This window comes from Mycobacterium sp. P2_H7 (genome assembly GCF_056403275.1).
This window is the reverse complement of sequence record NZ_JBFUFU010000012.1, coordinates 186933-213369: the sequence shown is the minus strand read 5'-3', so window position 1 is coordinate 213369 and position 26437 is coordinate 186933. Positions and strand designations below refer to the sequence as shown.

At 65.3% G+C, this 26437-nt stretch carries 28 protein-coding genes; 12 read left to right on the top strand and 16 right to left on the bottom strand.

The genetic code is table 11. The features are described from left to right. Positions 1-49 precede the first annotated feature (49 nt). A complete protein-coding gene (locus AC1DY7_RS20155) occupies positions 50-199 on the bottom strand; it encodes a hypothetical protein (protein ID WP_477495470.1) in 150 nt (49 codons plus the stop codon). Positions 200-259: 60 nt separating this feature from the next. Continuing rightward, the gene (locus AC1DY7_RS20150; RefSeq protein WP_477495469.1) at positions 260-1087 is read right to left on the bottom strand and encodes a helix-turn-helix domain-containing protein; all 828 of its coding nucleotides are present in this window, start codon (positions 1085-1087) and stop codon (positions 260-262) included. Positions 1088-1194: 107 nt separating this feature from the next. Between AC1DY7_RS20150 and AC1DY7_RS20145 the strand changes: the two genes are divergently transcribed. Beyond that, a complete protein-coding gene (locus tag AC1DY7_RS20145) occupies positions 1195-1650 on the top strand; it encodes a hypothetical protein (protein WP_477495468.1) in 456 nt (151 codons plus the stop codon). Between the two features lie 68 nt (positions 1651-1718). Here AC1DY7_RS20145 and AC1DY7_RS20140 read toward each other — a convergent pair whose 3' ends face one another. The 8 genes from AC1DY7_RS20140 to AC1DY7_RS20105 form a co-directional block, all read right to left on the bottom strand. Beyond that, on the bottom strand, positions 1719-1907 hold the full coding sequence (locus AC1DY7_RS20140; RefSeq protein WP_477495467.1) for a hypothetical protein: 189 nt from the start codon (positions 1905-1907) through the stop codon (positions 1719-1721). A 116-nt stretch (positions 1908-2023) separates the two neighbouring features. Beyond that, a complete protein-coding gene (gene thiD / locus AC1DY7_RS20135) occupies positions 2024-2812 on the bottom strand; it encodes a bifunctional hydroxymethylpyrimidine kinase/phosphomethylpyrimidine kinase (RefSeq protein WP_477495466.1) in 789 nt (262 codons plus the stop codon). Positions 2813-2919: 107 nt separating this feature from the next. Then, positions 2920-5787: an MMPL/RND family transporter gene (locus tag AC1DY7_RS20130; RefSeq protein ID WP_477495465.1), complete on the bottom strand. Its 2868-nt coding sequence runs from the start codon at positions 5785-5787 to the stop codon at positions 2920-2922. Next, positions 5784-6785 (bottom strand): NAD-dependent epimerase/dehydratase family protein, encoded by a 1002-nt coding sequence (locus tag AC1DY7_RS20125; protein WP_477495464.1) that lies wholly within the window; start codon positions 6783-6785, stop codon positions 5784-5786. Before AC1DY7_RS20125 ends, AC1DY7_RS20130 begins: the two co-directional genes overlap by 4 nt. After that, the gene (locus AC1DY7_RS20120; RefSeq protein ID WP_477495463.1) at positions 6775-7548 is read right to left on the bottom strand and encodes a glycosyltransferase family 2 protein; all 774 of its coding nucleotides are present in this window, start codon (positions 7546-7548) and stop codon (positions 6775-6777) included. Before AC1DY7_RS20120 ends, AC1DY7_RS20125 begins: the two co-directional genes overlap by 11 nt. After that, the gene (locus AC1DY7_RS20115; RefSeq protein WP_477495462.1) at positions 7545-9167 is read right to left on the bottom strand and encodes a class I adenylate-forming enzyme family protein; all 1623 of its coding nucleotides are present in this window, start codon (positions 9165-9167) and stop codon (positions 7545-7547) included. Before AC1DY7_RS20115 ends, AC1DY7_RS20120 begins: the two co-directional genes overlap by 4 nt. Next, on the bottom strand, positions 9167-10393 hold the full coding sequence (locus tag AC1DY7_RS20110) for a cytochrome P450 (protein ID WP_477495461.1): 1227 nt from the start codon (positions 10391-10393) through the stop codon (positions 9167-9169). Before AC1DY7_RS20110 ends, AC1DY7_RS20115 begins: the two co-directional genes overlap by 1 nt. Before the next feature lie 5 nt (positions 10394-10398). Further along, positions 10399-11496, bottom strand: a complete 1098-nt coding sequence (locus tag AC1DY7_RS20105; protein ID WP_477495460.1) for a 3-oxoacyl-ACP synthase III family protein — start codon at positions 11494-11496, stop codon at positions 10399-10401. An 849-nt stretch (positions 11497-12345) separates the two neighbouring features. Between AC1DY7_RS20105 and AC1DY7_RS20100 the strand changes: the two genes are divergently transcribed. From AC1DY7_RS20100 to AC1DY7_RS20080, 5 genes are all read left to right on the top strand, one after another. Then, the gene (locus AC1DY7_RS20100) at positions 12346-12582 is read left to right on the top strand and encodes a YlcI/YnfO family protein (protein ID WP_477495459.1); all 237 of its coding nucleotides are present in this window, start codon (positions 12346-12348) and stop codon (positions 12580-12582) included. Further along, complete coding sequence (locus AC1DY7_RS20095) at positions 12579-12878, top strand: type II toxin-antitoxin system PemK/MazF family toxin (RefSeq protein WP_477495458.1); 300 nt, start codon at positions 12579-12581, stop codon at positions 12876-12878. The genes AC1DY7_RS20100 and AC1DY7_RS20095 overlap by 4 nt, the downstream gene beginning before the upstream one ends. 235 nt (positions 12879-13113) lie before the next feature. Next, positions 13114-13350: a type II toxin-antitoxin system Phd/YefM family antitoxin gene (locus AC1DY7_RS20090; RefSeq protein WP_477495457.1), complete on the top strand. Its 237-nt coding sequence runs from the start codon at positions 13114-13116 to the stop codon at positions 13348-13350. 20 nt (positions 13351-13370) lie between these two features. Continuing rightward, the gene (locus AC1DY7_RS20085) at positions 13371-13769 is read left to right on the top strand and encodes a PIN domain-containing protein (RefSeq protein ID WP_477495456.1); all 399 of its coding nucleotides are present in this window, start codon (positions 13371-13373) and stop codon (positions 13767-13769) included. A gap of 683 nt (positions 13770-14452) precedes the next feature. Then, positions 14453-15292, top strand: a complete 840-nt coding sequence (locus AC1DY7_RS20080; protein WP_477495455.1) for an ANTAR domain-containing response regulator — start codon at positions 14453-14455, stop codon at positions 15290-15292. 17 nt (positions 15293-15309) lie between these two features. Here the strand turns inward: AC1DY7_RS20080 and AC1DY7_RS20075 are convergent, their stop codons facing one another. The 5 genes from AC1DY7_RS20075 to AC1DY7_RS20055 all read right to left on the bottom strand — a co-directional run bounded on the left by AC1DY7_RS20075 (position 15310) and on the right by AC1DY7_RS20055 (position 21050). Then, positions 15310-17709, bottom strand: coding sequence for a Nal1-like putative serine protease (locus AC1DY7_RS20075; RefSeq protein ID WP_477495454.1), 2400 nt, complete (start codon positions 17707-17709; stop codon positions 15310-15312). A 32-nt stretch (positions 17710-17741) separates the two neighbouring features. Beyond that, positions 17742-18782, bottom strand: coding sequence for a DUF2278 family protein (locus AC1DY7_RS20070; protein WP_477495453.1), 1041 nt, complete (start codon positions 18780-18782; stop codon positions 17742-17744). A gap of 112 nt (positions 18783-18894) precedes the next feature. After that, positions 18895-19785 carry a DMT family transporter gene (locus AC1DY7_RS20065; protein ID WP_477495452.1) on the bottom strand — a complete coding sequence of 297 codons (891 nt, stop codon included), beginning with the start codon at positions 19783-19785 and terminating at the stop codon, positions 18895-18897. Positions 19786-19818: 33 nt separating this feature from the next. Continuing rightward, positions 19819-20514 (bottom strand): Rieske (2Fe-2S) protein, encoded by a 696-nt coding sequence (locus AC1DY7_RS20060; protein WP_477495451.1) that lies wholly within the window; start codon positions 20512-20514, stop codon positions 19819-19821. Next, positions 20511-21050 (bottom strand): RNA polymerase sigma factor, encoded by a 540-nt coding sequence (locus AC1DY7_RS20055; protein ID WP_477495450.1) that lies wholly within the window; start codon positions 21048-21050, stop codon positions 20511-20513. The genes AC1DY7_RS20060 and AC1DY7_RS20055 overlap by 4 nt, the downstream gene beginning before the upstream one ends. Positions 21051-21215: 165 nt before the next feature. Here AC1DY7_RS20055 and AC1DY7_RS20050 point away from each other — a divergent pair, with 165 nt between their 5' ends. From AC1DY7_RS20050 to AC1DY7_RS20025, 6 genes are all read left to right on the top strand, one after another. Continuing rightward, positions 21216-21668, top strand: a complete 453-nt coding sequence (locus AC1DY7_RS20050) for a cupredoxin domain-containing protein (RefSeq protein WP_477495449.1) — start codon at positions 21216-21218, stop codon at positions 21666-21668. Then, entirely contained in the window at positions 21665-22597 is a 933-nt protein-coding gene (locus AC1DY7_RS20045; protein ID WP_477495448.1) for a metallophosphoesterase family protein, read from the top strand. Before AC1DY7_RS20050 ends, AC1DY7_RS20045 begins: the two co-directional genes overlap by 4 nt. Next, on the top strand, positions 22594-22971 hold the full coding sequence (locus AC1DY7_RS20040; RefSeq protein WP_477495447.1) for a hypothetical protein: 378 nt from the start codon (positions 22594-22596) through the stop codon (positions 22969-22971). The genes AC1DY7_RS20045 and AC1DY7_RS20040 overlap by 4 nt, the downstream gene beginning before the upstream one ends. A gap of 146 nt (positions 22972-23117) precedes the next feature. Beyond that, positions 23118-23267 (top strand): hypothetical protein, encoded by a 150-nt coding sequence (locus AC1DY7_RS20035; protein ID WP_477495446.1) that lies wholly within the window; start codon positions 23118-23120, stop codon positions 23265-23267. 40 nt (positions 23268-23307) lie between these two features. Next, positions 23308-24846, top strand: a complete 1539-nt coding sequence (locus tag AC1DY7_RS20030) for an FAD-dependent oxidoreductase (protein ID WP_477495445.1) — start codon at positions 23308-23310, stop codon at positions 24844-24846. A 92-nt stretch (positions 24847-24938) separates the two neighbouring features. Continuing rightward, complete coding sequence (locus AC1DY7_RS20025; RefSeq protein ID WP_477495444.1) at positions 24939-25256, top strand: hypothetical protein; 318 nt, start codon at positions 24939-24941, stop codon at positions 25254-25256. A gap of 2 nt (positions 25257-25258) precedes the next feature. On the opposite strand, the gene AC1DY7_RS20020 is transcribed toward AC1DY7_RS20025, so the two are convergent. Next, a complete protein-coding gene (locus AC1DY7_RS20020; RefSeq protein WP_477495443.1) occupies positions 25259-26416 on the bottom strand; it encodes an acyl-CoA dehydrogenase family protein in 1158 nt (385 codons plus the stop codon). Between the last annotated feature and the right edge of the window lie 21 nt (positions 26417-26437).

Here is a 26437-nt window from a genome sequence, read left to right as displayed (position 1 = left end):
CGCATCATTCCTCAGCCACCGGTCAATCGGGCGGAGCGAGTCGGCACCGTCAGTCGCCTTCTTTCTCCTCGCGACGGCGCGCGGCCTCGATCACTTCGGGCGGGGCCGGCTTCTGCAACCAGGCGCGGATCCGCAACAAGCCGCCGGCGATGGTGCCTACCGCGAGCACCGCAACAAGGATCCAGAGCACAGTGGACATAGATCCATTGTCTGCCTGCGCCGGCCTCGATGGGGCGAGATCCTCACTGCAGGCTCGGACTCAGTCAGTACCCGAACCACGGAGTTCTGCTTGACGACACCGAGCAAGCGCGTCAAACGCATCGGCCGTCCTGCGATCGGCGGGAAAGAGCAACTCCATGGCCAACTCGGAAATCGTCACCTCGAACGGCATGTCGATCGTGGCGAACACGCCGAAAAACGACCACTCGCCGCCGTCGGGCGCCCAGACTCTGACCGGACCCAGATTCTGCGCAAAGGCGGATTCGGTTGCGCGACCGCGCTCTTCGCGAGACAGGTGGTCATCCAACTCGGCCAAGAGCTCTGCCAGTTGGTTGTCGGCCGTCGTCGCGAGCTGACGCTGGATGCGATCACGAAAATAGGTCATGACCTCGTGGGCGTTGATGATCTGCGGCATCAACGCCATTCCGACACGGAGGACATTGACAGGTGGGTTCAGCAGCGCAGGATCGATCGTCGCGATCAGCGGTTGGATCGCCGCGTTCGCGGAGACCAGGTTCCAATGGCGGTCGAAGACGACGGCCGGATACGGGTCATGGCTTTTCAGAATCCGTTCCAGCGCGTCGCGGACCGGAGCGAGTTCGGGCGCGCCGAACGGGTGCTCGGGGAACGCGGGAGCATGCCCGGCGGCGAGCAGGAGCCGGTTGCGTTCGCGGAACGGGATGTCGAGCCGATCGCCGAGGCGCAGCAGCATGTCTCGCCCGGGCTTGGAGCGGCCGGTCTCGACGAAACTCAGGTGGCGCGCCGAGGTGCCCGCAGCGATCGCCAACTCCAGCTGGGTCATCCGACGTCGTTGCCGCCATTCCCGCAGCAGCGGCCCGACTTGAGGAGCGGAGCTGGTGGTCGCCATTCGCACCGACAGTAGCCGCATCGGGTTCGCTGCTCCATTACCTCCAGGTAATCGACAGCACGACCTCTGACGGTGACGATCACTGGCATGACCCCGAGGAGGACGACATGACCACATTGCTTCGACGGTTGATCTGCGGCGTAGCCGGCGCCTTGATGGTTGTTGCGCTCTTGCTGCCGTGGACTGCGCTGCAGGACGCTGATCGCGTCGCGTGGGGGCTGTGGAAGCTCACGTTTCCGCTCTGTGTGGCCCTCGCAGTGTGCGCGTTGACCACTGCGATCACCGGCGGGCAGATCGGCCTGAACAGACCTGATGTTTCGATCATCGGTGCAACTGATGGTCTCGGCGTCATCACCACCATCGTCCTGGCCTGGCTGCTGTTCTACGACCTTCCTGCTGACGCGAGCGTCCAGCCCGCCCTCATCCTGGCGCTGGTCTCTGCTGCGGTAGCAGCACTTGCCGCCGCTGACTACCGCCCCCTGCGTGGGGCACCGCTCCTTCCACGAATTGTCGATGAGCGCGGACGTGGTCAGCGGTCAGGGAGTCTCTCCGAAACTCGCTGACCTTTGTCGGTGGCCGACGGTGCCGTGACGGGTGGCGAAATCCAGCGTCTGAGCGGCACGCGGGAGGGCTACCTTCCCTGGTCGACCGCGTCGAACACCGTGAGTACTTGGGCAAACGGTTCGGACGTGACACCCAGTTGCCTGCCAAAGGGATGGTCGAGGCAGAAGACGATGAATAGCATGAGGCCGAGCAGGGCGGCGACCGTGCTTGACAAGATGACGTGCCCGCGCCCGCTGGCCAGCCGCATGAAACCCATGAGTGGGTCAAAGTGGTTAACAGCCCGAAGAATTCGCCGTTGGCGGTCGACGACGCGTCACTTCCCGACGGCTGACTACCAAGCACCAGATACGCCGCTCGGACTGATTTCCTGGCTCAGCGCAACAACCTCGCCAGGCCGTTGACTGGACCGTGGCCCCGGCCCAGGGGATAGGCGGCGCGGATGCAGTCGGTGACCCAGAGCTTCCCGAAACCGACCGCCTCCGGAACGGAGTAGCCGTGCGCCAGTGCGGCGGCGATCGCCGCGGCAAGAGTGTCTCCGGCGCCGTGATCGTGCGGGGTGTCGACGCGGGTCGCGGTGAACCGATGGAACTCCGAGCCGTCGAACAGAAGGTCGGAGCTGGTGCGCGAGGTGCGCAGGTGGCCGCCCTTGACGAGTGCCCACCGTGGTCCCAATGCGTGCAGGGCCCGGGCTGCGTCGCGTTGGCTGTCCTCATCGACAACGTCGATGCCGACGAGGAGTCGTACTTCATCGAGGTTCGGTGTCACCAACGTGGCCAACGGGATCAGTTCCTCGCGGATGTCGTCGAGCGCACTGGCGTGCAGAAGTGGCTCACCGACATTGGACGCACAGACAGGGTCGACCACCAGCGGAACGGTCTTGTCGAGTCCCTCGGACCTCCAGGTCGCCGCTATGGTCCTGATGATCTCGCTGGACGCGAGCATCCCGGTTTTGGCCGCCTCGATACCGATGTCAGATGCCACAGCGCAGATCTGTCCGGCGACGACGTCGACGGGAACTTCGTGAAATGTTCTCACGCCCAACGTGTTCTGCACCGTGACGGCTGTCAGTGCCGCACACCCGTGGACGCCCAGCATCGCGAAGGTGCGCAGGTCGGCCTGCAGGCCCGCACTGCCGCCGGAATCGGAGCCGGCGATCGTCATGACCCGACGAGGAGTGCGTCCCGGGGGACTCAGCGGAAGGGCTTGGGCTTCGGCCATGGCTCATTATTTCAAGGACTACTGAAGCGGCCCGTATCCGGGCACTACGGCTACCGGAGCAAGGCGCCCTGCGGCCGTTCGGCGAGCGGCCTGCGCCGTACGATCCTCGGCCACCAGAACCACGGTCCCATCAACGCGGCGATCGAGGGTGTCATGAACGCTCGGATCACCAGGGTGTCGAAGAGCAGGCCGAGTCCGATGGTCGTGCCGACCTGCGCGACCACGATCATGCTGGACAGTGACATCGTCATCATCGTGAACGCGAACACCAGGCCTGCTGCCGTCACCACCGAACCGCTGCCACCCATCGCGCGGATGATGCCGGTATTGATGCCGGCCGGTACCTCCTCTTTCATTCGGGCCACCAGCAGCAGGTTGTAGTCGGCGCCGACCGCAAGCAGGATGATGATCGCCATCGCGACGACGACGAATTGCAGAGGCATCCCGAGGATGTGCTGCCAGAGCAGTATCGACAACCCGAACGACGTTCCCAGGGACAGCACCACCGTGCCCACGATCACGCCTGCCGCGACGATGCTGCGGGTGATCAGCAACATGATGATGAACACCAGTGAAAGCGCCGACAGACCGGCGATCCGCAGGTCGTACTTGTTGCCTTCCTGCAGGTCTTTGAAGGCCGCGGCGGTGCCACCAAGGTAGACCTTCGAGCCCTCCAGCGGCGTGCCCTTGAGGGCTTCCAAGACCGCGGCCTTGATCGAATCGATGCGGCCGATGGCCGCCTCTGTCATCGGGTTGTCCTCATGGGAGATCACGAAGCGGGTCGCATGCCCGTCGGGGGAGATGAAGTTCTTCATGCCCCGCTTGAGCACGTCGTTGTCGAAGATCTCCGGCGGGGCGTAGAACGTGTCGTCGTTGAGCGAGTCGTTGAACGCCGTCGCCATGGCCGAGGAGCCCTCGTTCATCGCGGCCATCTGATCCTGGATCCCGGCCTGGGTGGACCGGAGTGTGAGCATCATGACACGCGTCCGCTTCATGGTGTCGATCATCGGGCGCATCAGCGAAACCATCTGGGGCATCAGGGAATCAGTCTGGTGCAGATCGGGAAGTAATCGCTGGATGTCATCGGTCATCGTGTCGACACCATCGAGAGCGTCGAAGGCTGACCGAACCGACCAGCACGCCGGAATGTCGAAACAGTGCGGCTCCCAGTACAGATAATTGCGGATCGGGCGGAAGTAGTCGTCGAAGTCGGCGATGCGGTCGCGGAGGTCGGCGATGTCGAGAGCCGTCTGGTCGGTCTTACGCACCATGTTGTGCGTGGTGTCGCTCAACTTCTCCATCAAGTCGATCATCTGTGTCATCGTGTTGATGGTTCTCTGCATGTCCTCACCCTGGGCCAGCATGTCGGCCATCCGGTCCTGCATGTAGGAGCGGTTCATCATCTGCAGCGACACACTGACGCTCATCTGCGCCGGAATTGTGCTGTATTTCAACGGCTTCCCGTCCGGGCGGGTGATGGACTGGACGCGGCCGATACCGGGAACTCTGGTGACCGCCTTGGTGATCCGGTCGATCACCAGGAAGTCGGCGGAGTTGCGCAGATCCTGGTCGGTCTCGATGAGCAACATCTCGGGATTCATCCGGGCGATGGGAAAGTGTCGCGCGGCCGCCGCTTGTCCCTGGTTCGCGGGCATATCGGCCGGCAGGTACTTGGAGTCGTCGAAATTGGGCGTGTACCCGGGGACTGCGATGAGACCGATCAGTGCGATCATGGTCGTCGCGAACAGAACGCCCGCGGGCCAGCGCACCACAAGCGCGCCCAGCCTGCGCCAGAACCGAATCCGCATGGCCCGCTTGGGCTCAAGCAGTCCAAAGCGGCTGGCGACGGTGACGATCGACGGACCCAGCGTCAGCGCCGAGACCACTGCGACCACCATGCCGATGGCCAGCGGGACACCCAACGTGTTGAAGTAGGGCAACCGGGTGAAGGACAGGCAGAACGTCGCGCCGGCGATCGTCATGCCGGAGGCCAGCACCACATGGGTGGTTCCGCGAAACATCGTGTAGTAGGCCGATTCTCGATCCTGGCCATCGGAACGCGCTTCTTGGTAGCGGCCGAACAAAAAAATGGCGTAGTCGGTCGTGGCGGCGAGCGCGAGCGGCACCAGGATTTGCGTGACGTACGTCGTCAAGCCGATCACATTGTGCCAGGCCAGGAACGCGACGACGCCCTGTGTCACCGACAGACCCATGCCGAGGATCACCAGTACGAGTCCGACGGTGACGATCGAACGGTAGAAGAACAGCAACATGCAGATGATCACGCCGACGGTGGCGAGCTTGACCACCTGGATGCTCTTGGCGCCCTCGGGAAGCTGGTCGGCCTGCATCACGGAGACTCCGGTCACGAAGACATGGACGCCAGGCGGCGGGGGGAGTCCCTTGACGATCTCCTGGACCGCCGCGACGGACTCGTTCCCCAGCGACTCACCCATATTCCCACCGAGGGCGACCTGAACGTAGACGGCTTTCCCGTCGGCGCTCAGCGCGCCGGCCTCCGTCAGCGGGTCACCCCAGAAGTCCTGGACATGTTTGACGTGGGTGGTGTCGGCCCGCAACTTGGCGACCAAATCGCTGTAGTAGCGGCGCGCGTCGAGGCCCAGGGAGCTGTCGCCCTCCAGGACGATCACTGCCGCGCTGTCGGTGCTGGATTCTTCGAAAACCTCGCCTGAGCGCATCATTGCGATCACCGACGGCGCGTCCTTGGGGGACACCGAGACCGCCCGCTGCTGACCGATGGCGTCGAGCGACGGGACGAGCACGGTGAGAATTCCGATGAGGACGAGCCAGCCCAGGATGATCGGCACCGCCAGCCGGCGGATCCACTTGGCCACCGTCGGCCGCCGCGGCCGACCGGCGACGTGGTCCAGCACCGCATCAGTAGAAGCCGCTGTCACGACGTCCGGACGACCTGATCGATCGTCTCGAGGCCCGACGGCGAGTCGAAGGGCGGGTTGACATAGCCCAGCTCGTCGCGCGCCTTGGTGAGGTCGTACACGAAGTCGTGAAGCAGGTGGCTCAGCTGGTACCGCGTCACGATCGGGCGCGGCAGCCGGCCATAGAGGTGCGTGGCATCGGCGACGTTCGCGAACGCCCAGGCCGCGCCGCCGGGAATGTAGAAGATCCGCTCGGGCCGCCCGACACGTCGCAGTGCGGTGGTGAGCAGCTCCTGCTTGGTCGCGGCGGTCGGGTCGGCAATGTTGAACGTGCCCGTCGCGTCGGACTCGATCGCGAGCTCGATCGCCCACGCCAAGTTGTCGACATGCGTGAGCGAGATGCGATCACCGGGCGCGCCGACCATCATCAGCCGCCCGAACCGGAAGCGGCGCAGCAGGCGCGGCAGCAGCGTCGTGTCGCCGGGGCCGTACACGGCATGCGGGCGCAGGAGGATGCTGCGATCGGCGGCCTCCGCCATCACGACGTTCTCCGCCTCGCGTTTGGTGCGCCCGTAAGCGTTGAGCCAGCGCACCTGCTTTGTGTCCTCGGCGTCGGCGGGGTCGGCGTCGGTCTCGCGCACGCACGAGTGGTCGGCGCGCGGGTCGTAGACGCTGGCGCTTGAGACATGGATGAAGCGGGCTTCGGGCCAGGTCGCGAGCACGTGGCGCGTGCCGTCGACGTTGCCGCGGCGGAACGGCTCGTAGGTGCCCCAGTCGTCGACCAGGCCGGCGCTGTGCACGACGGCGTCGACCAAGGGCGCATCCTCCAGCCGACCCGCTTCGATATCCCAGCTGCGATAGCGGGCGCGCTGCGCCTCGGGGATGCGCTCGCCCGCGCGGCGACCGAAACGCCACACGTCGTAACCGGCCCGCTCGAGGTGGTCGGCGGCGCGGCCGCCGACGAAGCCGCTCGCGCCGGTGACCGCGACTCGCGGACGGCGCACAGGATCAACGGACATCGACGACCTCGGATCCGCCGCCGTGGTTGAGATACCAGCGCAGGTTGTTGACGATGCCGCCGTGCGCGGCGCGACGGTTGGAGTAGCGAACGATGGCGTCGCGGCGGTAGCCGAGATTCGAGCTCACCTTGCGCACGCGGTTGACGATCTGTTTGTCCTCATGCACGTCCTCGATCTTGGTGCGCGGGAACCCGCCGCACTCCACGTAGGTGATGGCGCGGATGCCCATGTTGCCGCCGGGCGTGAGGAGGTACGGCGCCCGATAGCCCTCGCCCTTGCGGTTGTTGTTGGGGCGGATGCGCCCGACGAAACGGATCAGGCCGTAGACGAGCGGAACGGTCACCGCCGCGCCGAACGGCGCGGTGCCGTCGTCGGTGCGGGCGCGGTAGTTGCCGCCGACCAGGTCGAGCCCGCCGTCGAGCGCGTCGTGCATGCGTGCTGCCCATGTCGGGGCGGGCAGGCAGTCGGCGTCGGTGCGCAGGATGAACGTGGCGCCGTGCGCGATCGCATGGCGAAAGCCCGTGTCGCATGCCGAACCGGTGCCCTTTTCGTCCTCGCGGATCACGCGCACGTCGAGCTCGGGATGGCGCAGGCCCGCGGCCTCCGCCACCGCAGCGGTGCCGTCGTTGCTCGCGTTGTCGACGACGAGCACCGTCGGCGATACGCCTTCCTGCAGGGCGAGCGCGTCGATCGTCGAGCCGATCCACGCCGACTCGTTGTAGGCCGGGACTACGATCCACAGCTCATTGGTCTTGTCGCTCATCGCTTTTCGGCATCCGCCGCTGCCTGCATGCGCAGCACCGCGCGGTCGATCTTGTGGCTGCGGCCCGAGCGCGGCAGCTGCTCGACCACGCGGATCTCGTCGGGAAGGGCCTTCACGTCGATGCGGGTGTCGCCGCTGCGGATGCCGCGGTCCACGCGTTTGTGCAGCTCGTCATTCGTGAGCCCGCGCACCGCGGGGTCTCGCTCGACGTAGAGCAGCACGCGCTCGTCGGCGGTCGCGGGATCCGGCACGCCGATGATCACGCATGCGCCGATGCCATCGATGCGGCTGATCGTCGGCTCGTACAGGCCGGGGTAGAGGTTGAAGTCGTCGCGGATGAGCATGTCCTTCGCGCGACCCATCAGCACGATCCGGCCCTGGTCGTCGATGCGCGCGTTGTCTCCCGTCCTGTGCCAGTCGACGCGCTCCATGCCGACGTAGCCGACGAACGTGTTCGGGCCGCGCAGCTCGAGCTCCTCGCCGACGATGCGTGCCTCGACGCCTGGCACCGGGCGGCCCACCACGTCGCCGTCCCCCGACCATGCGAGCTTCTCGCGCGAGTCGATCCACGCGACCGGGACCATCTCGGTCATCGCATAGGCGCAGGTGATCAACATGTCGTCGCTGCCGAGCGCGTGCACGCGCTCGAGCACGGTCGAGGTGATCGGCGCGCTGAACAGGAACAGGTGCCGCAGCGTTGCCGGCAGCCGACGCCCGGTGCGCTCGCAGTGCAGCGCGATCTTCCATGCCTCGACCGGCAGCAGGAATGCGTGTGTGGCGCAATGCTTTTCGACATCGCGCAGGAACTTCTTGGGTGTGATCGACATCGGCGCGACCACACAGCGCAGGCCCTTGAGTGCTCCGACCACGAGCGTGTGGACGCTGTGGGTATAGACGACCGCGTCTTCCGGCAGCTCGAACCCGCCGAGCATCATCCGCACCGCGGCGGTGGTGGAGCGGCCGGTGTGCTGCACGCCCTTGGGCATTCCGGTCGTGCCGGAGGTGAAGACCACCATGCTGGGCGCGTCGGGCTCGATGTTCGCGGGCAGCGCGGTCGGCTCGCCTGCCGGCTCCTGCACGAGCTTGTGCAGCGCGAGCGAGCGCGGCACGAGTCCGGGCACACGCCACCCGGCGCGCACGTGCCGGCCGGGCACCTTCGCCAGGCACGGCAACTCGAGCCCGGCACGGCGCAGGTAGATCGACAGGGGAGTGCGCGCGCTGGCCGCGTACAGCAGCGACTCGGAGACGACCCAGCTCGGGCGCAGCAGCTCGAGGCGTCGCGCGAACAGCTCGTTGCCGGCACCCGGATCGAACAAAGTGACGACGGCGCCGTTGCGCATCGCGGCCATCAGTAGCACGAGCGCATCGATGCCGGGGCGCACGCCGAACAGGATCACGTCGCCGGGGCGCATCCCGCGTCGGCGCAGCGCGTGCGCGGTGCGCTCGATCTGGTCGGCGAGCGCCGCGCCGGTGAGGGGGCGCTCGCCCTGCATGAGCAGTTCGCGCTCGCCGCTGCCGCGGGCGTGCTCGATGACCTCGTCGACCATCGCGGCGAGGTTGCCGCTCGCGAGCGCGGTGTCCAGCGCGTCGGTGCGGATCGCCCTCAACTCCCGGGTCACTAGCCGGTGTCCTTCATGCGGATCACGAGCCGCTCGTAGGTGGGCAGCAGCACACCGCGTGCGGCGCGGCGGTTGACGACCTCCACCTCGCGCTCGAGGCGCATGATCGCCTCGAGCACCATCGACAGCTCGCGCTTGGCGAGGTTGAAGCCCAGGCAGAAGTGGGGGCCGGCGCCGAACCACAGGTGGCGCAGCGACCGCGGCATAGTACGACCGATGTCGAAGTGGTCACCATCGTCGATGACGCGCGGGTCACGGCACGCGTTGGTCATGAACCCGAGCAGCAGCTGGTTCGACTTGAGCTTCACACCGCGCAGTTCGTGGTCGCGCGCGATCGTCCGCGTGAACGCCGGTACGGGCGTCACGATGCGCACGCCCTCGTCGATCGCGCTGTCGAGCAGCTCCGGATCCTGGCGCAGCCGCGTCCATTGCCCGGTGTCGCACAGCAGCGCGACGATGCGGGCCAGCGCGGTCGACGTTGTCTCGGTACCGGCGAGCATGAGGATGCCGATGACGCCGCGCGCTTCCTCGATCGACAGCCCGATCTCGCGCATGCGCCCGGGGATCGTGTCGGGGCTGCCGCTGCGATACGCCTCGTCGGTGCCATCGACAAGGCGCGCGAACAGCGCGCGTCCCTTCTTCACCGTGCGCTCGTTGACCGGTTTCACGCGCAGCGGCACGAGCGCGGCGATCTCGGCGCCGACGTCGTACAGCTCGAGCGCGCGTCGTTCGAGTGCGTCGCCCTCGAGTTCTATTCCGGCCAGGTGGCAGAGCAGTGTGCCGGTGAACGCCTGGGCGAAGCGGGCGACGTCCACCTCGCGACCCGCTGCGAGGTCGTCGTGCAGGCCGGTCGCGAGCTCGCCGAGCACCTGGTCGGTGACCGCGCGCACGTACTTCGGCGTGAACAGGTCAGCCATCTTGCGGCGCAGCGAGATGTGCGGTGGACCATCCATATTGAGCAGCGCGTACTCACCCATGACCTGTGTCATGAGCACGCCCGTGCAGCGCGGCCCGGTTTTCGTGTAGGTCTCGCCGTCGAGCAGGATCTCGCGCGCCACCTCTGCGCCACTGACGACATAGCCCAGGCCGGGCATGTGCCATACGTCGGGGTTGCGCTTGAGGGCCCACTTCGAGATCGCCCAGCCGAGTGGCTGCGCGGCGACGAAGAGCTTGCGCTCGTTGCGCTGCGCCAGCGTGGCGCCCGTGTCCCAGGTCTTCTGAGTCACCGGGCTCATAGGCGGGTGACCATCACGCCGACGCTGATGCCGGCGCCGAGGCCGATCCACAGCACGTTCGATCCACGCTTGGCGCGACCGTCATTGATCGCGCGTTCGAGCTGCAGCGGCATCGTCGCGCTCGCGATGTTGCCGAGCGTGTCGACCGTGCGCACGACCTTCGATTCGGGTACCTCGGTGATCGCCAGGAATGTGTCGAGGAACGGGCCCGTCACCTGATGGAAGATGACGATGTCGTAGTCGCTGAACGAGGTCTTCGTGCGTTCGAAGCAGTCGACGAGAATCTGCGGGCCGAGCTCGATGAACGCGTCACGCAGCGAGTTGCCGTCGCCAGCGAAGTAGGTGTGTTCAAGATCGCGCGGATGCATCGTGCCGCCCCCGCGCAGCGTGCAGATCTCCCAGTGGCGGCTCGCCGTCCGGAAATCGAGATAGCGGATCCCCGTGCCGTCGCTGCGCGCCTCGAGCACCATCGCCGCGCCGGCGTCACCGAACGTGTAGCCGGCGAACGACGTCTTCATCTGCTCCGAATCCTTGAGCTCCCAGCGGATCGCCTCGCTCGGCGCCTCGCCGGTGCACACCAGCACCTTCTCGTACTGCCCGGTTCGGATGAGCCCGTCGGCGACCTGCATACCGGTCATGAACGAGTTGCATGCATTTTTGACGTCGAACACCATCGCGCCGTCCGCGCCGAGCTTGTGGCTGACGAGGTGCGCCGTCGCCGGCTCCACGAGGTCCTGGCTCGACGAGGCGAAGATGATGAGGTCGATGTCGCCGACCGAGGTGCCAGCCTGCGCGAGCGCGCGCCCGGCGGCGTGCACCGCCATGTCGCTCGCGTCCTCGTGCGGCAGCTTGTAGCGGCGCTCGCGCACGCCGCTGCGCTCGGTCACCACACCGGGAGGCGGAACGAAGCCATGTACACGGCTCGCCTCGGTGATGCGCCGTTCCACCTCCTCGGAGGTCACCACGTGGTCCGGCAACCACGAACCCACGCCCGCGATCGCAGCACGAACGGCCGGCCGCGCCGAGCGTGTGATCGTCGTCGGCCGCGGAACCTGCCTCAGGTTGTTGAGCGTCCTGAAATGGTCTGTCGTCACGAGTCGCACCGCTCGTCAAGATGCCGGCCGTGCACCCAGCTAGGCATACGGCTGTCGCAAGCGGACCCCAGCATCACCCGGCGAACGTTGAGCAGACATAGTCGATCCCCCTTGTGACGCAGCAGAACTGCAGGACAGCAGAATTTAAGCAGAAAATTGTCACGTGCGTAAAGCATTAGTTGTGGTAGGTAAATATCTAGTTGGATAGGTAAGTATCTATTTGAATTGGTAAGTATTTAGTTCGGAATGCCCGGCGTTAAATTGACGCGTTCGGCTGAACAGTTCGCAATCCAGCGGGTGAGCCCTGCCATGGCGCGTCGTCGGTGGCGGCTGACCGGCAAGTGATCCGCATGCGGTGGTAATACGCTGTGGCAGTGGGGGATAGCGGACCGGGAAGTATTTGACCAGAGTTCGATCGGCCGGCATCTAGAGGTGGTGGTCGCGTACGCACATTGCGCTTATGCGGAAACGGGGCGTAGCAGATCTTCCAAAGCCCGCCGGCCGGATGAGGACGGCCAGCGTGTCGTGGCATACGTAGAGTGCGAGGGCGCCGTAGTTCAACACCGCAACGGGCCCACGAGCACTTCATTGGGGTGATCTCTTTATGTGGCATTTCTTGGTGACGCAATTGGAGATAGATGCGGCTCACCGAGTTCTCCCACATCGGTTCGACAAAGTTGTTGAAGGTGATTGGCACCAGTTGCCGTGTCGAACCGTCGGCGCGTATTCCTCCCGATCCGCAGCAGCGCATCAGTGGAGATGCGGCAGGTAGAAGGCGCTATTGCCGGGACCACTGTGGCCCGATCACGGGCGGTAGCGATTCGCATCCCATATCGGTACCATTGCGCTATGAGCAAGCAGATCGCCGTTCGGCTTCCGGACGAAGTCGTCGATTTCATTGACAGGGAAGTGGACCAAAAGCACGTCGCGAGCCGCGCATCATTTGTACTCAAAGCGCTCGAACGCGAGCGTCGCCGGCTGATCGCTGCCCGCGATGCGACGATTCTCGCCAAGAGGACCACCGCTGACGATGACTTCGATGCGCTCGCTGCTCATGCCTCCACTTTCGAACTGGATATCGATTGAGACCAATTCACGTCGCCCAACTTGATAAGGCTCGGCCGGTTCTGATTCTGACTCGGGAGCTCGTGCGGCCTCACCTGACCAGGGTCACCGTGGCGCCGATCACCGGCACAGTTCGCGGCTTGTCGACCGAAGTTCCAGTAGGTGTGCGTAACGGGCTCGAGAAAGATTCCGCCGTCAGCGTCGACAACATTGTCACGATCCCGGTTGCGGCACTGGGGCGTCAGATAGGGTTCTTTCTTCCTGATCAAGAGGAATTGCTGACAACGGCGATCCAGCACGCGTTCGATCTCGACTGACAAGCAAGGGCAACTTGCCGTGCGTAATTCCAATGCGGTCAATGCTCGTTTCGACGGCGATCTTGGCTCGATAGCGCCGCGCCGTCTTGTCAGCTGACGCTGAAGGACGTCAGCGACGAGCCTGCAGTGACGCGGTATGTACGGCAATTAGCGGCCGAAAAGCGAGAGACTCTGCTGTTCGTGTCAGTTCCAGTTGAAAAATGAGCTAGTGTATCACCGGTGATACACTAGTCGCATGGACACGGTAACGGTGCGCGATCTACGGAACAACGGGGGAGATGTCCTACGCCGCGTCGAGCACGGCGAACGCATCGTCGTTACTCGTGACGGCGCGCCGGTGGCCGAGCTTCGCCCGCTACCGAGAGCCAGCGCCCGTCCGGCCGAACTCATTCGTCGCCGCAAAAATCTTCCCCAGGTGAATCCAGATGCGCTCCGGCGAGATATCGACGACGCGATCGACCCGTCGCTGTGACCGTAGCTTCGAGCCAGGGGATGCTGGACACCTCCACGGTGATCCTCCTGGGCCAAATATCCGACCCAACCGAGCTTCCCGATGAATCGGTGATTAGCGCGATAACGCTGGCCGAACTTTCGGTGGGTCCGCATGTAGCGCACGACGAGGCCGAGCGCAGTGCCCGTCAGCAGCATCTGCAGCAGGCCGAGGCCGACTTTGATGTCCTTCCGTTCGATGCTGATTGCGCGCGGGCCTTTGGCGCCGTGGCGGCGGCACTCCGCGCATCAGGGCGCAAGCCGGCGGCGCGCGCGTATGACGCGCTCATCGCAGCGACCGCGATCGCTCACGCGTTGCCGCTCTACACATGTAGTGCAGCCGACTTCGCAGGAATCCCGCGGCTCGAGCTGCGGGCCGTCACCCATCCTGGTCACTTGTAGGGAAGTTGCTACTCGGCCACTCGGTTCGGTGCCGGCTTGAGCACGGCTGGCCGCTCAAGACGTCCGTGATTCATCTGATGCACACGGCGTACTTAAGTTGACATAATGTGGCTTATCGGTACAAATGAAACCGCAGGTAGCGGCCTGACCTGCACGTTCGAGCATTGCAGCCTGCTGAATCGCCATGTCTGCGCCCGACCCCAGCGCATTGCCTAGACCCACGTACGCGTCGCTGCCCCGTGGCTCGCGACCCTGGAACGGGCTCGCGACCCTGGAACGGGCCCCGGTGAAGCCGGGCCTTCGGCTCCAGCTGTCGGCGGATCGCCGCGATGGCCGCACTCCCATCGGGGCCTAATCTGACATAAAACGTCACAGTGACGAAAAGGTCACCCACGGCAGGGTGTCGGGTTGCTTTATCGACATCGAATGATGTTCGGATGCAAGGGTTTAGACACCGTCGCGAAGGGAGCTTAGGATGCGCTAAGGGCCCGGCTACCGCGACGATGCCGTGCGGGTTAATGTCCCCCGCCGACGCCTGTCGGTCCGTACCACCCATGCCGCCTTAATTCGTCACTGTGACGAATTATGCTGTGCAACAATGGCTTTCGGTCTGTGGATAGTCCCGCGCAATCATCGTTGTCGGATGCTACTTGCATCTCAGCCGCCTATGTCAGACTATCCGGATGATTTCTCCCGACCCGCGCACCGAGGATTCGCTGCCGGCGAAGACCGCAGACCAGGATGCGCGCAGCACCGCAGACCTGGTGATCGCGGTGGCTGTCGGCGAGCAGCAGGTCAGTGCCACCGAGCTCGGCCGGATGCTGCTGGCCGTCAGCGCCAGCGTGGCGAACGAAGACGAGCTGCTGACCCTGCTGCAGAGTCTCGCCCAGACCGCGCAGGATGCGATTCCTGGCGCTGACAGCACCGGCGTGACGATCGACCTGGGCGGGCGCACCTACACCGCGGTCCACACCGACCAGCGCACCTTACGGGTCGACGCCGAGCAGTACGACTGCGGCGAAGGTCCCTGCTTGCAGGCCTCACGGACGGGAAACATCGTGCTCGTCGACTCCGACGAGGCGGCTGCGACGTGGCCGAAGTTCGCTGCCGCGGCGAAAGCCGAGGGCATCCTCAGCTTCCTGGCGGCTCCGCTGCTCACGCCCGACCAGAGCCTCGGGTCGTTGAACCTCTACGGTCGGTCGCGCTCGGCATTCGACAGTTTCGACGCCGAGATACTGGACTTGCTCACCACCGCCGTGTCCCGCGCGATCGGTGACTTCGCGCGGTTCCGGTCAGCTCGCGACGTCGCGTCTGGCTTGCAACACGCGCTGGAGACGCGCGCGCCCATCGAGCAGGCCAAGGGCATGCTGATGGCCATCCACGGCATCGACGCCGACGAAGCCTTCGATCGGCTGCGCCGGGAAAGCCAGAATACGAACGTCGCCCTGCGCACCATCGCCGCGGACCTGGTTCAGCGACTCACGTCTCCCCCGGGGCCCGCGACCGACGGCGAAGCCGTCTGAGCGTCAGCCCACCGATTTCACGAGAGAAACTCTCCGACATTGTCGAGGACGCACGAGGGTAGGAAGCTGGCGTCGATGTAGCGGGCCCTCAATGCGGAATTGCGCGGCGCGGCGCCGCTGAGCAAACCCGGGTGGCCGCCGCCTTCGTGCCAAGCCGCGTCCCAGAGCATCGCGAGACTAGCAGCCCCGGCGATCATCACCGCCGACGTCGCTTCGCCCAGTTCCTGCCACATCGCGTCCAGGGTTGCGACTCGTACCTTCCCCTCAGATAGGTTCGCTTCAAAAGAGTCCAGAACCTTGGCCGGAGGCAGGATGGCGGCAGCGTCGTCCATCAGTTTCAGGGTCGCCTTGGCTGCTCCTTTCCCGTTGCGGCACAGGGTGAGCCCGTGGTCATCGCGATCCGCCAGCTGCGAGTCGATCAGGTCTACGAGGTCGCCGGCGTGGCGGGTCACCATCTCGCTCTCGAAAGCGCTATGCACCCCTTCGCCGTAGTGCGCCGGGTCGCCCTTCTCGTTGAGCCTGTCCACGGGGCGCGACGGATCTCCGTCGGCGAAGATCGATCCGTGCAGCGGTTGACTGGCATCGCCCACATAGTGCGCCAGAATCCCTGCCGCAGCAAGGAATCCGGTGAGATCGCCCTGATGTACAAATCCCGTCATCGAGCTGAATATCTGCCACACCCGAAACGGCAGTAAGCCTTGCTTGAGCGGCTCTCGGTACTGTTTGGCGGTGGCGGCATCGCCGGCGTCCTCAGCTCGCTGGGCCGACTCGGAGTAGAACTTCTGCCATTGCTCCACCGAGAGTCGGTCGGAGTCGCGAAGGCATAGCTGGCGCCAGGTCTCCCCTGCGGGCCCGAAGGGTGCGTCGATATCGGCGTAGTGGTTGGGGTGCTCGGGTCCGTTCACGCCCAGGTGCCCGCCGTGGAAGCTGTCTCGGCCGCCGATCCGCCGTTTTGTGTTCGTCAGTGGCGGTGGAAGTTTCTTCCAGATCTCGTCGGGCACGTCGGCGAGCGGCACGAACTTGTTCGTGCTGCTCAACGCGAAGACTTCATCCTCGAAGGCCTTTCCCTTGCGGATTGTTGACAGGTCGAAGCTGAGCTGTTTGCGCACCGCGTCGGAGGTGAGAAATTGCCTCAGGTCAGGATCTCTCACCAAGGCGCTCGCATACGCGGCGATGCTGTAGTGCCCCACCCGTCCCCAGTAACCCTGCACTCCGCGCGACAGGTCGGTCACCAGCTCGACGTTGAGCAACCGGCATACGGTGCTCAAGCTGGTCGCGACCGCAAGTCGCGCTTCTTCGCCGTCGTCGGTACGCAACACCTGCCCACCCCACTGCATCGCGAGCGGGCGAAACCGTGGCTCGGTGAGTGGCTCTGTCGCCTTGATGGCGGTCGACTCGTCGACCAGGTCGAGATTCCAGATCATGCCCGAATCACCGTGCTGGGTACCGGATTCGTGGTTCTTCGGGCTGATCAGGAAGTCGCCGATGTAGTCGAAGCCGCCGACCGACCGGTACCGATAGAACAGCGCCTTGATGGTTCCCTCCACAAGACCCGACGCAGCCCCGTAACCGATGACGTTGCGGTCGATGATCCGCAGGGTCAGATTGTGTTCGTGGACGTCTTCCATCTGGCCCAGGGCCGGCAAGCCGTAGGTATTGGACGTCCACCGGGTCAGGTCGTCAAGGCGGATGAGTCCGGCATCGACAGTCGAAAATGACCGTCGTCCAGGAAAATCCGGATAGGCCTTGGAGAACTCCACATGGGTCAGCTGGTTGCCGGTGCTCTCGCCGATCTCCACCACTCCGCTGCGCAGCTCACTGGCCACCCTGGTGCCCGCCGCACCGCATACGTGCCCGGCGGTCAGTGCGTAGGTGTAGTGACCGTCACTGACCAGGCAGCCCGCCGTCGCGGTGTAGGTCATCCCCTGGATGGTCACCGTGATGGGTTGCCCCCCACCGAGAACCGCACTGGGCGCCACTGCGGGCGCTGGAATGGGAGCACGCGCGGCGGCTGCTTTCTCCTCGATCGCGACCACGCATACCGGAACCGCCCGACCGTCGTCGAGGTACAGCGTCTTGGGAACCATGTCGGTCGGGTCATAGGCTCGGTCGACACCGAATTGGTCGGCGTACTCCCAGGACGACACCATGACGAGTACGCAGGGCCACGAGGTGTCACGGACGGAGGAATTCCAGAAGGTGCGTTCCGGCCGGTTCCGCTGCCGCAGGGTGTTTTGGTCGATGTCATCCGAGCGTGGATCGTCGTTACGGATCAGGTAGTAGCCGACCGCGGTGCCGACAACGTTGCGCTTGTTCATCAGGTGGAAGTGGTAGGTGTCGCGGGCGCGCAGTAGATCACTGATGCTGAGTTGGTCGAAGTCGTAGTGCAGGCCGAGCGGATCACGTGCGATTGACATGGTGCGTCCTGTCCTGAAATGGAGTGCGGCCGTCAGCGGCCGAATCTGACGTAGCGGTCGACCACCGAGGCGTCGGCGGCGGAGTATGTGACGCTGTCCACCTGATTGCCCTGATCGTCCGACAGGACGAGGTTGCCGCCGTTGTTACCCAACTGCGCGCCGGTGCCGTCCAACGTCACGACGGCCGAGGCTCCGGCGGGAATCTTCGCGTCGAGCTCGGTGACATGCCCGTTGCGATCGGCGACCCGCCAGCCGTCCAGCGAGATCGCCGAGGCGGCAAGGTTGCCGATGACGATGGCTTCCCGCCCCGGGTCCGACCCGGCCGGGTTGATCAGCGCCCGCTCCAGGTATGCGTCCGCGGTTGGGTTGGCGGGCACCCCACCTGGGATGGGACCTCCCGCGACAATCCGGGACAACGGCTGCGCGCCCGGTGCCGCCGCTCCGGACTCGGTGGTCGGAATCTGCTGACTCTGGAAGGCCACGAAGATGCCGAGTACGCGGTCCGGGAACGCCAGCAACAGACCACCGTCGTGGAACGCGCCGTTGTCGCCGGCGTGGGCTCCGACGTTGCCTTGATTGAGGTGGATGTCGTGGATCCCGTGTAGACCGTCGGTGTTGCCGAACTGGGTGTCGATCGGCTTGTGCAGGTCCCGGTCGAATTTGGCGCCGAACGCGTAGATCTCACCCCCGGCGGCCTTGCACTGGTCCAGGTACAACGACAGCAGGTCCTGCAGGTCATCGGCGTTCGCGTTGCCCGACGGCGGCAGGGTGCGTCCGAGCGTCCAGTCGAACAGCGGAGCCTTCACGAAATCCAGTGCGGCCGAGGAGTTTCGTGCCGGCTGGCTGAATCCGCGCGGCAGCGTCGCCAACGATCCCAGAATCGGGTGCCCGACCAACGGATCGACGATCCAGAACACCACCTCGCTGCCATCGCTGGACTGAACGTTGACCGCGATGCGCCACGGTTGTCCCGTGGAGTCGATCACCCTGATCTGCAGGTGCGGCGTGGCGCCGCCGTCCTCGCGCTGGTACCTGTCGGGCGCCGCCCTCAGCACCCCGTAGTTGATCGCCATCGTTGAATCCTCCCCATGCGTTGGTCGCGTGCTGAAACGCTACGTCGGCCCGATCCCCGGCCGCTGCGTACCGCACTACTCATTCCAAGCAGCTGGTGGTGAACATGTGTTGTCACACAGGTGAATTGCGATTCGTCTCGATGTGCTGAGGTTCGCGGTGATGGGTGGCCAGCACTGAGCCGACCAAGATGAGTGCCAGGCCGGCGATGTTGAAAAGCGTCAGGGGCTCGGCCAGGATCACCACCCCGGCCACCAGAGCCACCGCCGGATTGATGTAGGTGATCACCAGAGCCCGGGTGGGACCGATCTCGCGGATCAAGGCGAAGAACACGATGAACGCGGTGGCGGTGCACAACACGGCCAGCAGGACGGTGGCGACGAGCACCCGCGTACTGGGAGTTTCGGTGGGCCAGCTCAAGAATGCCGGGGCCGTATAGACCAGCGCCGCGAAGGCCAGGCAACTCGCGGTCAAGGGCAGCGCAGGCACATCGGCCAGGTGGCGGGCGGCGATCAACGGTGCGATCGCATAGCAGGTCGCGGCCAGCAGCACCTGGGTGATCGGCCAGGCCCCGCCGCCGGCCAGGCCTGGACCCGCGAGGACGGCTACGCCGATGATTCCGGTGGCCAGACCAGCCATTCGCAGCGCGCCGAGGCGATGTGTCCCGCCGCTGGCCCGGTCCAGCAACACCGCGATGATCGGCGTCGCGGCGATGAGCAGGCCGGTGGTCGAACTGGTCAGGTGCCGTTCGGCATTAGACAGCAGCAACCAGGCCGCGATGATCTCGAAGAAGGCGAAGGCCAGCAACGGCTTCCAATGGGCGGCGACGGCCCGGGCGTTCGCTCGGGTCAGCACGAGCGGCAGGAGTAGCGCGGCGCCGATCAACGTGCGGGCGAACACCAGGACCGGTACCGACAGCCCTTCGAGCGCAATCTTGATGAGCAGATACGGGATCCCCCACAGCACGCCCATCGCGGCGAACAGAACCCAGCCGCGTGAACTCACCGAGCCAGTGAACCACGCGAACCTGGGTGGGGATTACGCCGGTTGGCTCGGTGGCGGCGCCAGCACTTCGATGAACCCGTCGCGCTCACGAACATCGAAGTGCGGTAACGCCTTCGGTGCGATCGGAAGTGCGTGGGTGACCACCTGGCCCGCGGGTGAGAACGAGGTCAGGTGACACGGGCACCGCAACTGCTCGGCCGGACCGTCGAACCACAGCTTGCAGCCCTGATGCGTGCACACCCCCGATACCGCCTCCACCCGGCCTTGCGTGCGCCGGACAAAGCCGCTGACCGAACCCAAGTCGAAGGGGTGCATGGCCCCGTCGACCACATCGATGCTCGCGGCAACCGGCCTCCACTCGCCGTCGGTGGGGACCAACTCGCCCCCGTCGGGGTTCTGCGGCGCCTCGGTCCGGCTCAGTAGCCGGTCCACCGACACGGCGGCGACCGCGGCCGTCGCCGCGGCGGTGGTGCCGACGATCACCTGCCTGCGCGTCGTCGAGGGCACCTTCGGAGCGGAGACCGGCGTGGATCCGGACATGTCGTCGGCCAACCGTGCCTTCAGGTCGTCGAGGAACTCCGGTCGGGGCGCGTCAGCACCGGGCCGGCTCGCATTGAGGTCGATCGCGGTGCGGATCTGCTCGGCCTCGAATTCGTCGGGTGTGAATGGCGTGGGGCGGCGGCCGGCCGACAGGTCGTCGACGAACCTGTTCACGTCGCGGCGATTCATCGGGACCCTCCCTCGCTGAGCTGGGCGGCCAGTCGCAACGCCCGATGCTGCAGAACCTTGGCGTTGGCCACACTGACGCCCATCTCGGCGGCCACCTCCTTCACCGCGCGGCCATGCAGGAACCTCAGCTCCAGCACCGCCCGGTAGTTGCCGGGAAGCGCGTCGAGCACCGCGGCAACCCGCTGTGGAGCCGTGCTGATCGCTTCTTCGCTTTCCGGCGGCGCTGCCACGTCCTCGATCTGCGTGACCTCCCGGCCCAAGGTGGCGCGCCAGTGCGCCGCCAGGACGGTGCGGGCGGTGGTGCGCAGGTATGCCCGCACCTCGGCGACACTGGCCGTCAGCCGCAATGGGCGCATGGCAGCCAGAAACACCTCCGATGTCAGATCCTCGGCGTCGGCCTGATTGCCGACCCTGGCGAAGATGGTGCGGTACACCCATGTCGCATTGTCCTCGTACACCGCGTCCCAGCTCGGGTAGCGCGACTCTGCCACCAGCCGCAGCTCTGGCGGTCCAGCGCGCTCAGGATGCGGCGCCACTGGGAGTCCCTACCCGCATCGCTACCACCCTCCGTCCGGCGCGGTCGGTGAGATCGCGCACCGGTAGATAGGTGGCCGGGTTACACGGGCCGGTGTAACCGCGTGCCCTATCTCTCGGTGACCGCTCCGCACCGCGGAAAACCGTCAGCCCGGAGGTACACCCCCATGTTTCCACCCCGGCGCCCCGTAGGCGCCTTGATCACCGCGATCGCGCTCGCCGGCTGCTCTGCACCGGCGGCCCCGTCAGACCCCACCGTCGACTTCGGCCCCAACGGGGGCACCTCGGTCGGCATGCCCGGCATGCCCGGCATGAGTGCCATGTCCCCCGTTCCCCAGGCGGGTACGGCGACGTCGTCGGCACCTGTGGCGGGCACCAAGGTGGCCATCACCAACTTCGCGTTCACCCCGGCCACATTGCGGGTCAAGCCCGGTGAGACCGTCGTCTGGACGAATCAGGATGAAGAGCCGCATACCGTTGTAGCCGAGGACAATTCGTTCCACTCCCCGGGCTTGGACGCCAACGGAGCCTATACCTTCACGTTCACCTCCCCCGGCACGTTCGACTACATCTGCAGCATCCACCCGTTCATGCACGGCACCGTGGTGGTGGCGCCATGACCGATGAGCGCGATCCGCATTCGATGACCCGCCGTCAGCTCATGCGGCACAGTGCCTGGTTCGGCGCCGCGGTCGGTCTCGCCGTGGTCGGCGGTGAAGTGCTCTCCCATGTGGCCGGAACTTCGACGGCAGCCGACGCGGCACGGCCCAGCCTGCGATTCGCCCAGGTCAGCGACAGTCATGTGGGTTTCAACGGCACCGCCAACCCCGACGTCGTCGGCTCTTTCCAGCGGGCCATCACGCAGATCAACAACCTGGGATACACGCCGGACTTCGTCATCCATACCGGGGATCTCACGCATCTGGCGACGCCGGAGCAGTTCGACCAGGTGAAGCAGATGATGGCCGGCATCAACACCCCGCATATCTTCACGGTGCCCGGCGAGCACGACTCGATCGACGACGCCGGACAGCGATACCGTGCAGCGTTCGGCGCAGGCAGCCGGGGTGACGGGTGGTACAGCTTTGATGTCGCCGGCGTGCATGTGCTCGGTCTGGTGAACACGCTGAATCTGAAGAAGCTCGGGCACCTCGGCGCCGACCAACTCGACTTCATCCGGAAAGATCTGGCTCCCCTGTCGTCCGATACGCCGATCATCGTGTTCAGCCACATCCCGCTGTTCGCGATGTACCCCCAATGGGGTTGGGGCACTGATGATTCAGATCAGGCGCTGAGCTATATGGCCCGGTTCTCCTCCGTTACCTGCCTCAACGGCCAGGTGCACCAGCTCTTTTCCAAGACCGAGGGCAATATCACCTTCTACAGCGGCACCACCACCGCCTACCCACTACCCCACCCCGGCGAGGGCCCGGCGCCCAAACCCCTGACGCTGCCGGCCGGCCGACTGCAGGATGCTCTCGGCATCCGGGAGGTCACATACACCGTGGGCGACCGGGCGCTGGCACTCAAAGAGGAGAAACTGCTGTGAGATGGCCTCGGCTGATTGATGTCGGCATTGTCGCCGGACTGGCCGCCGGTGCAGTGGCGCACGGCCTGCTGTATCTGCACGGCTACCGGGTCATTCCGGTCGTCGGCCCGGGTTTTCTGGCGCTGACCGCAATCTCCGTCGCGCTGGCCGTTCTGATCCTCGCCGGCGGTCCGGGTTGGATGCGCGTCGGGGCCGCGGTGGTGGCGGCCGGGGCACTCGGCGCCTTCGCGCTGTCCCGGACCGTCGGGTTCTTCGGCTTCGTCGAGGAAGGCTGGGAGCCGCAACCCTATGCAGTGCTGACCGTCGTGGCTGAGCTCGCGGTGGTGGTACTCGGTCTGGTGACCTTGAGGCAGATGCGGCGTAACGGCGGGTAGCCCGCCTCCATGTCCGAGCCGATACGCGCGAACCATGTGACGCACCGAACTGGGCCCGCGCTGCGTACCCCATGCCGAGGCGGGTACGGGATGGGCTTGTCCGGCAGACCTCTGCGCGATAACCACTACTGGAAAGTGTGATAGTCATGCACAGAATCACCGCTGCCGATGTGCTGGTCATCGGCGCCGCACATCACAGCCTTGCCGCTGCCGTCGCCTTGGCATACGCAGACGCTCGCACCGCGGTGACGGCACCTCCGCGCAAGACGACGGCCGCCTACAAATTGCAGTGCTGACCACGGGTTTGAGCGGTCGGCGGCCGGGTAAGCAAACCCCATGTCATCGCTTTGGACCACTGACCGCATCGAGGCCACGACACCACAGCCGGAGCTTGTCGCACCGGAATCCGTGGATGTCGTGGTCGTCGGCGCGGGAATCACCGGCCTGACCACGGCGGTCCTGCTCGCGCGGGCGGGCAAACGGGTCACGGTCATCGAGAGTCGCCATATCGGGGCGGGTACCACAGGCAATACCACCGGCAAAGTGAGCCTGCTTCAGGGCACGAAGTTGGCCAGGATAGCGGCCAAGCATGGCTCCGTCGTCTTGGCGAACTACGTTGCAGGCAATTCCGAAGGCAAGGAGTGGCTGCTTCGCCACTGCGACGATCATGGCATTGCGGTGCAACATGAGGATGATCACGCCTACGCGCAGACCAGTCGCAGCTTACCTACGGTGCGCGCCATCCTGGACGCTTGCCGAGACGTCGGACTCGATGCGGAGTGGGTGGACGATGCGGACGTTCCGTTTCCGTTCGAAGCCGGCGTCCGGCTCCGCGATCAAGCTCAAATCGATCCGATGCCGCTCCTGAATAGTCTTGTGGTCGAGCTTGAGACCCACGGGGGCAACATCATTCAAGGAGTCAGGGCCACGACCGTTTCGGGCGCCGGCCCGGTGCGCGTACATCTCCGGCGGACGAAGGACGTCGACGACTCGAGAGAGGGGCACGTCTCGGTCAATGCCGACCAATGTGTCTTGGCGACCGGAACACCGATCCTGGACCGCGGCGCATTCTTCGCGCGGTTGAAGGCCCAGCGGTCATACTGCCTGGCCTTCGACGTGCCCGGCGACATCACGCGGTCCATGTACATCTCGGTCGACTCGCCAACCCGCTCGGTGCGTTACGCCCCGACGCCCGACGGTGACAAGCTCATCGTGGGCGGGGCGGGACACTCGGTGGGCCGTGAGAGCAATCCGGCTGCGGCCGTCGACGAGTTGGGCCGCTGGGCCACCGTTCACTACCCGGGCGCAGTTCAGACGCACCGCTGGTCAGCTCAGGATTACAGCCCCGCAGGTGAATTGCCTTTTGTTGGCCCCTTGTTACCCAGGACCGACCGCATCTTCGTCGCGACGGGCTTCGACAAGTGGGGCATGACCAATGGTGTGGCGGCTGCTTTGGCCCTGTCGTCTCGCATACTCGGCGGACGGATGGATTGGGCAGAGGCGTTCGGCAGCTGGAGTTCTCATAATCTGGCGGGCATCACGAAAGCCCTCAAGGACAACGCCGAAGTCGCCCTCAATCTCGCGGCCGGCTGGTTGGCACCACTCAATCCGACGCCGAGTGCGCCCGCTGACGGCGGCGGCGTCGTGTCGGGCCCGCCGTGGAAGCCACAAGCCACCAGTGCGGTCAGTGGCACCCGCGAAACTGTCTCCGGCATCTGCCCTCACCTCGGTGGCATTGTGCGATGGAACAACGTAGACCACGCGTGGGAGTGTCCGTTGCACGGTTCGCGGTTCGCACCGGACGGCTCCCTTCTGGAAGGTCCTGCCACAAAGGGTCTTTCGCCGATCTGCACATCACCAGTCCGAGGCGAATAGCTACGAAAGTCGTCAGTTACACCTCGCCACCCAAATATGAGATCGCTTAGAGAAGGCGGCCGATTCCGGATTTCTCCGGCATCGTGGAAGACATGATCGAGATGCTGACCGCAGGAGCGGCGAAAGTCATTGTCGGAGTTGGGACGTTCATGGGCGCCGACACGATGCCGTTGAATGACCCGACCATCACCCACGACCGCGTCGCCGCGGCCGAGGCCGCCGGACCCGGTGGCGCGGTGGTGCTTCCACCCAACGTGCCGGCGGAACTCCGGCCGCGCCCCGCGGTCGGTAGTCCCAATCAGCACGTGCCGACCATCGTCATCCCCCGCGACCAGTCGACCGGTGGCGCGAATCCACACATCCCGTACGGGACCAATCCTCTTGTCCCGTACGGAACCTGGACGCCCTGAGTCTAGAGACCCATGTTCTTCGCGATGATCATCTTCATGACCTCGCTGGTGCCACCGTAGATGCGGCTGACGCGGTTGTCGGCGTACAGGCGGGCGATCGGATACTCGTTGATGTACCCGTATCCACCGTGCAGCTGCAGGCAGCGGTCGATGACGCGGGCGGCGACGTCGGTGCAGAACAGCTTGGCCGAGGCGGCGTCGGCGGCGGTCAGTTCGTCGACGTCATGTGCTTCCATGGCCCGGTCGATGACCGCCTCCAGCGCGTCGACATCGGCCTGGCATGCCGCGAGTTCGAACTTGGTGTTCTGGAAGGCGGCGACGGGCTTACCGAAGACCGTGCGGTCCTTGGTGTACTGGACGGCGAACCGCACCGCTGCCCTGGCCTGCGCGTAGGCGCCGACGGCGATGCCGAGGCGTTCACGCGGCAGGTTCTGGCCCAGATAGGAGAAGCCCATGTTGACCTCGCCGAGCACGTCCTCGGCGGGCACGACCACGTCGGTGAAATTCAGTTCAGCGGTATCGGACACCCGAAGGCCCAGCTTGTCGAGTTTGCGGCCGACCTGGTACCCCTGCGACTTGGTATCCACGACCAGCAGGGTGATCCCGAAACGGCGGTCGTCCTCACGGGGCGGTGCAGTGCGGGCGCACACGATGACCCGATCAGCGTGTACGCCGCCGGTGATGAAGGTTTTCGACCCGTTCAGCACGTAATGCGTGCCGTCACCGGAGGGCTTGGCCGTGGTGCGCATGCCGGCCAGGTCCGAACCGGTTCCGGGTTCGGTCATCGCGATGGCGAACATGGTCTCGCCGCTCATCATGCCGGGATACCAGCGCTGCTTCTGTTCCTCGGTCGCCAGCGCCTTCAGGTACGGCAGGCATAGTCCGACGTGCACGCTGGAACCGCCGAAGGACACCGCGGCGCGGGCGCATTCCTCGGTGATGATGGCCTGGAACTTGTAGGAATCGAGGCCGGAGCCACCGTATTCGGTGGGGATCTCGATGCCGAAGATGCCCAGCTCGCCCAGCTTGTAGTAGAAGTCGCGCGGCGCGATGCCCTCTTCGAACCACTTGTCATAGACCGGCACGACCTCGGCTTCGATGAACGCCCGGATCATGGCCCGGAAGTCCTCGTGCTCCTGGTTGAAAACGGTCCTGCGCATCGGTGTCTCCTCGGGGCGTGG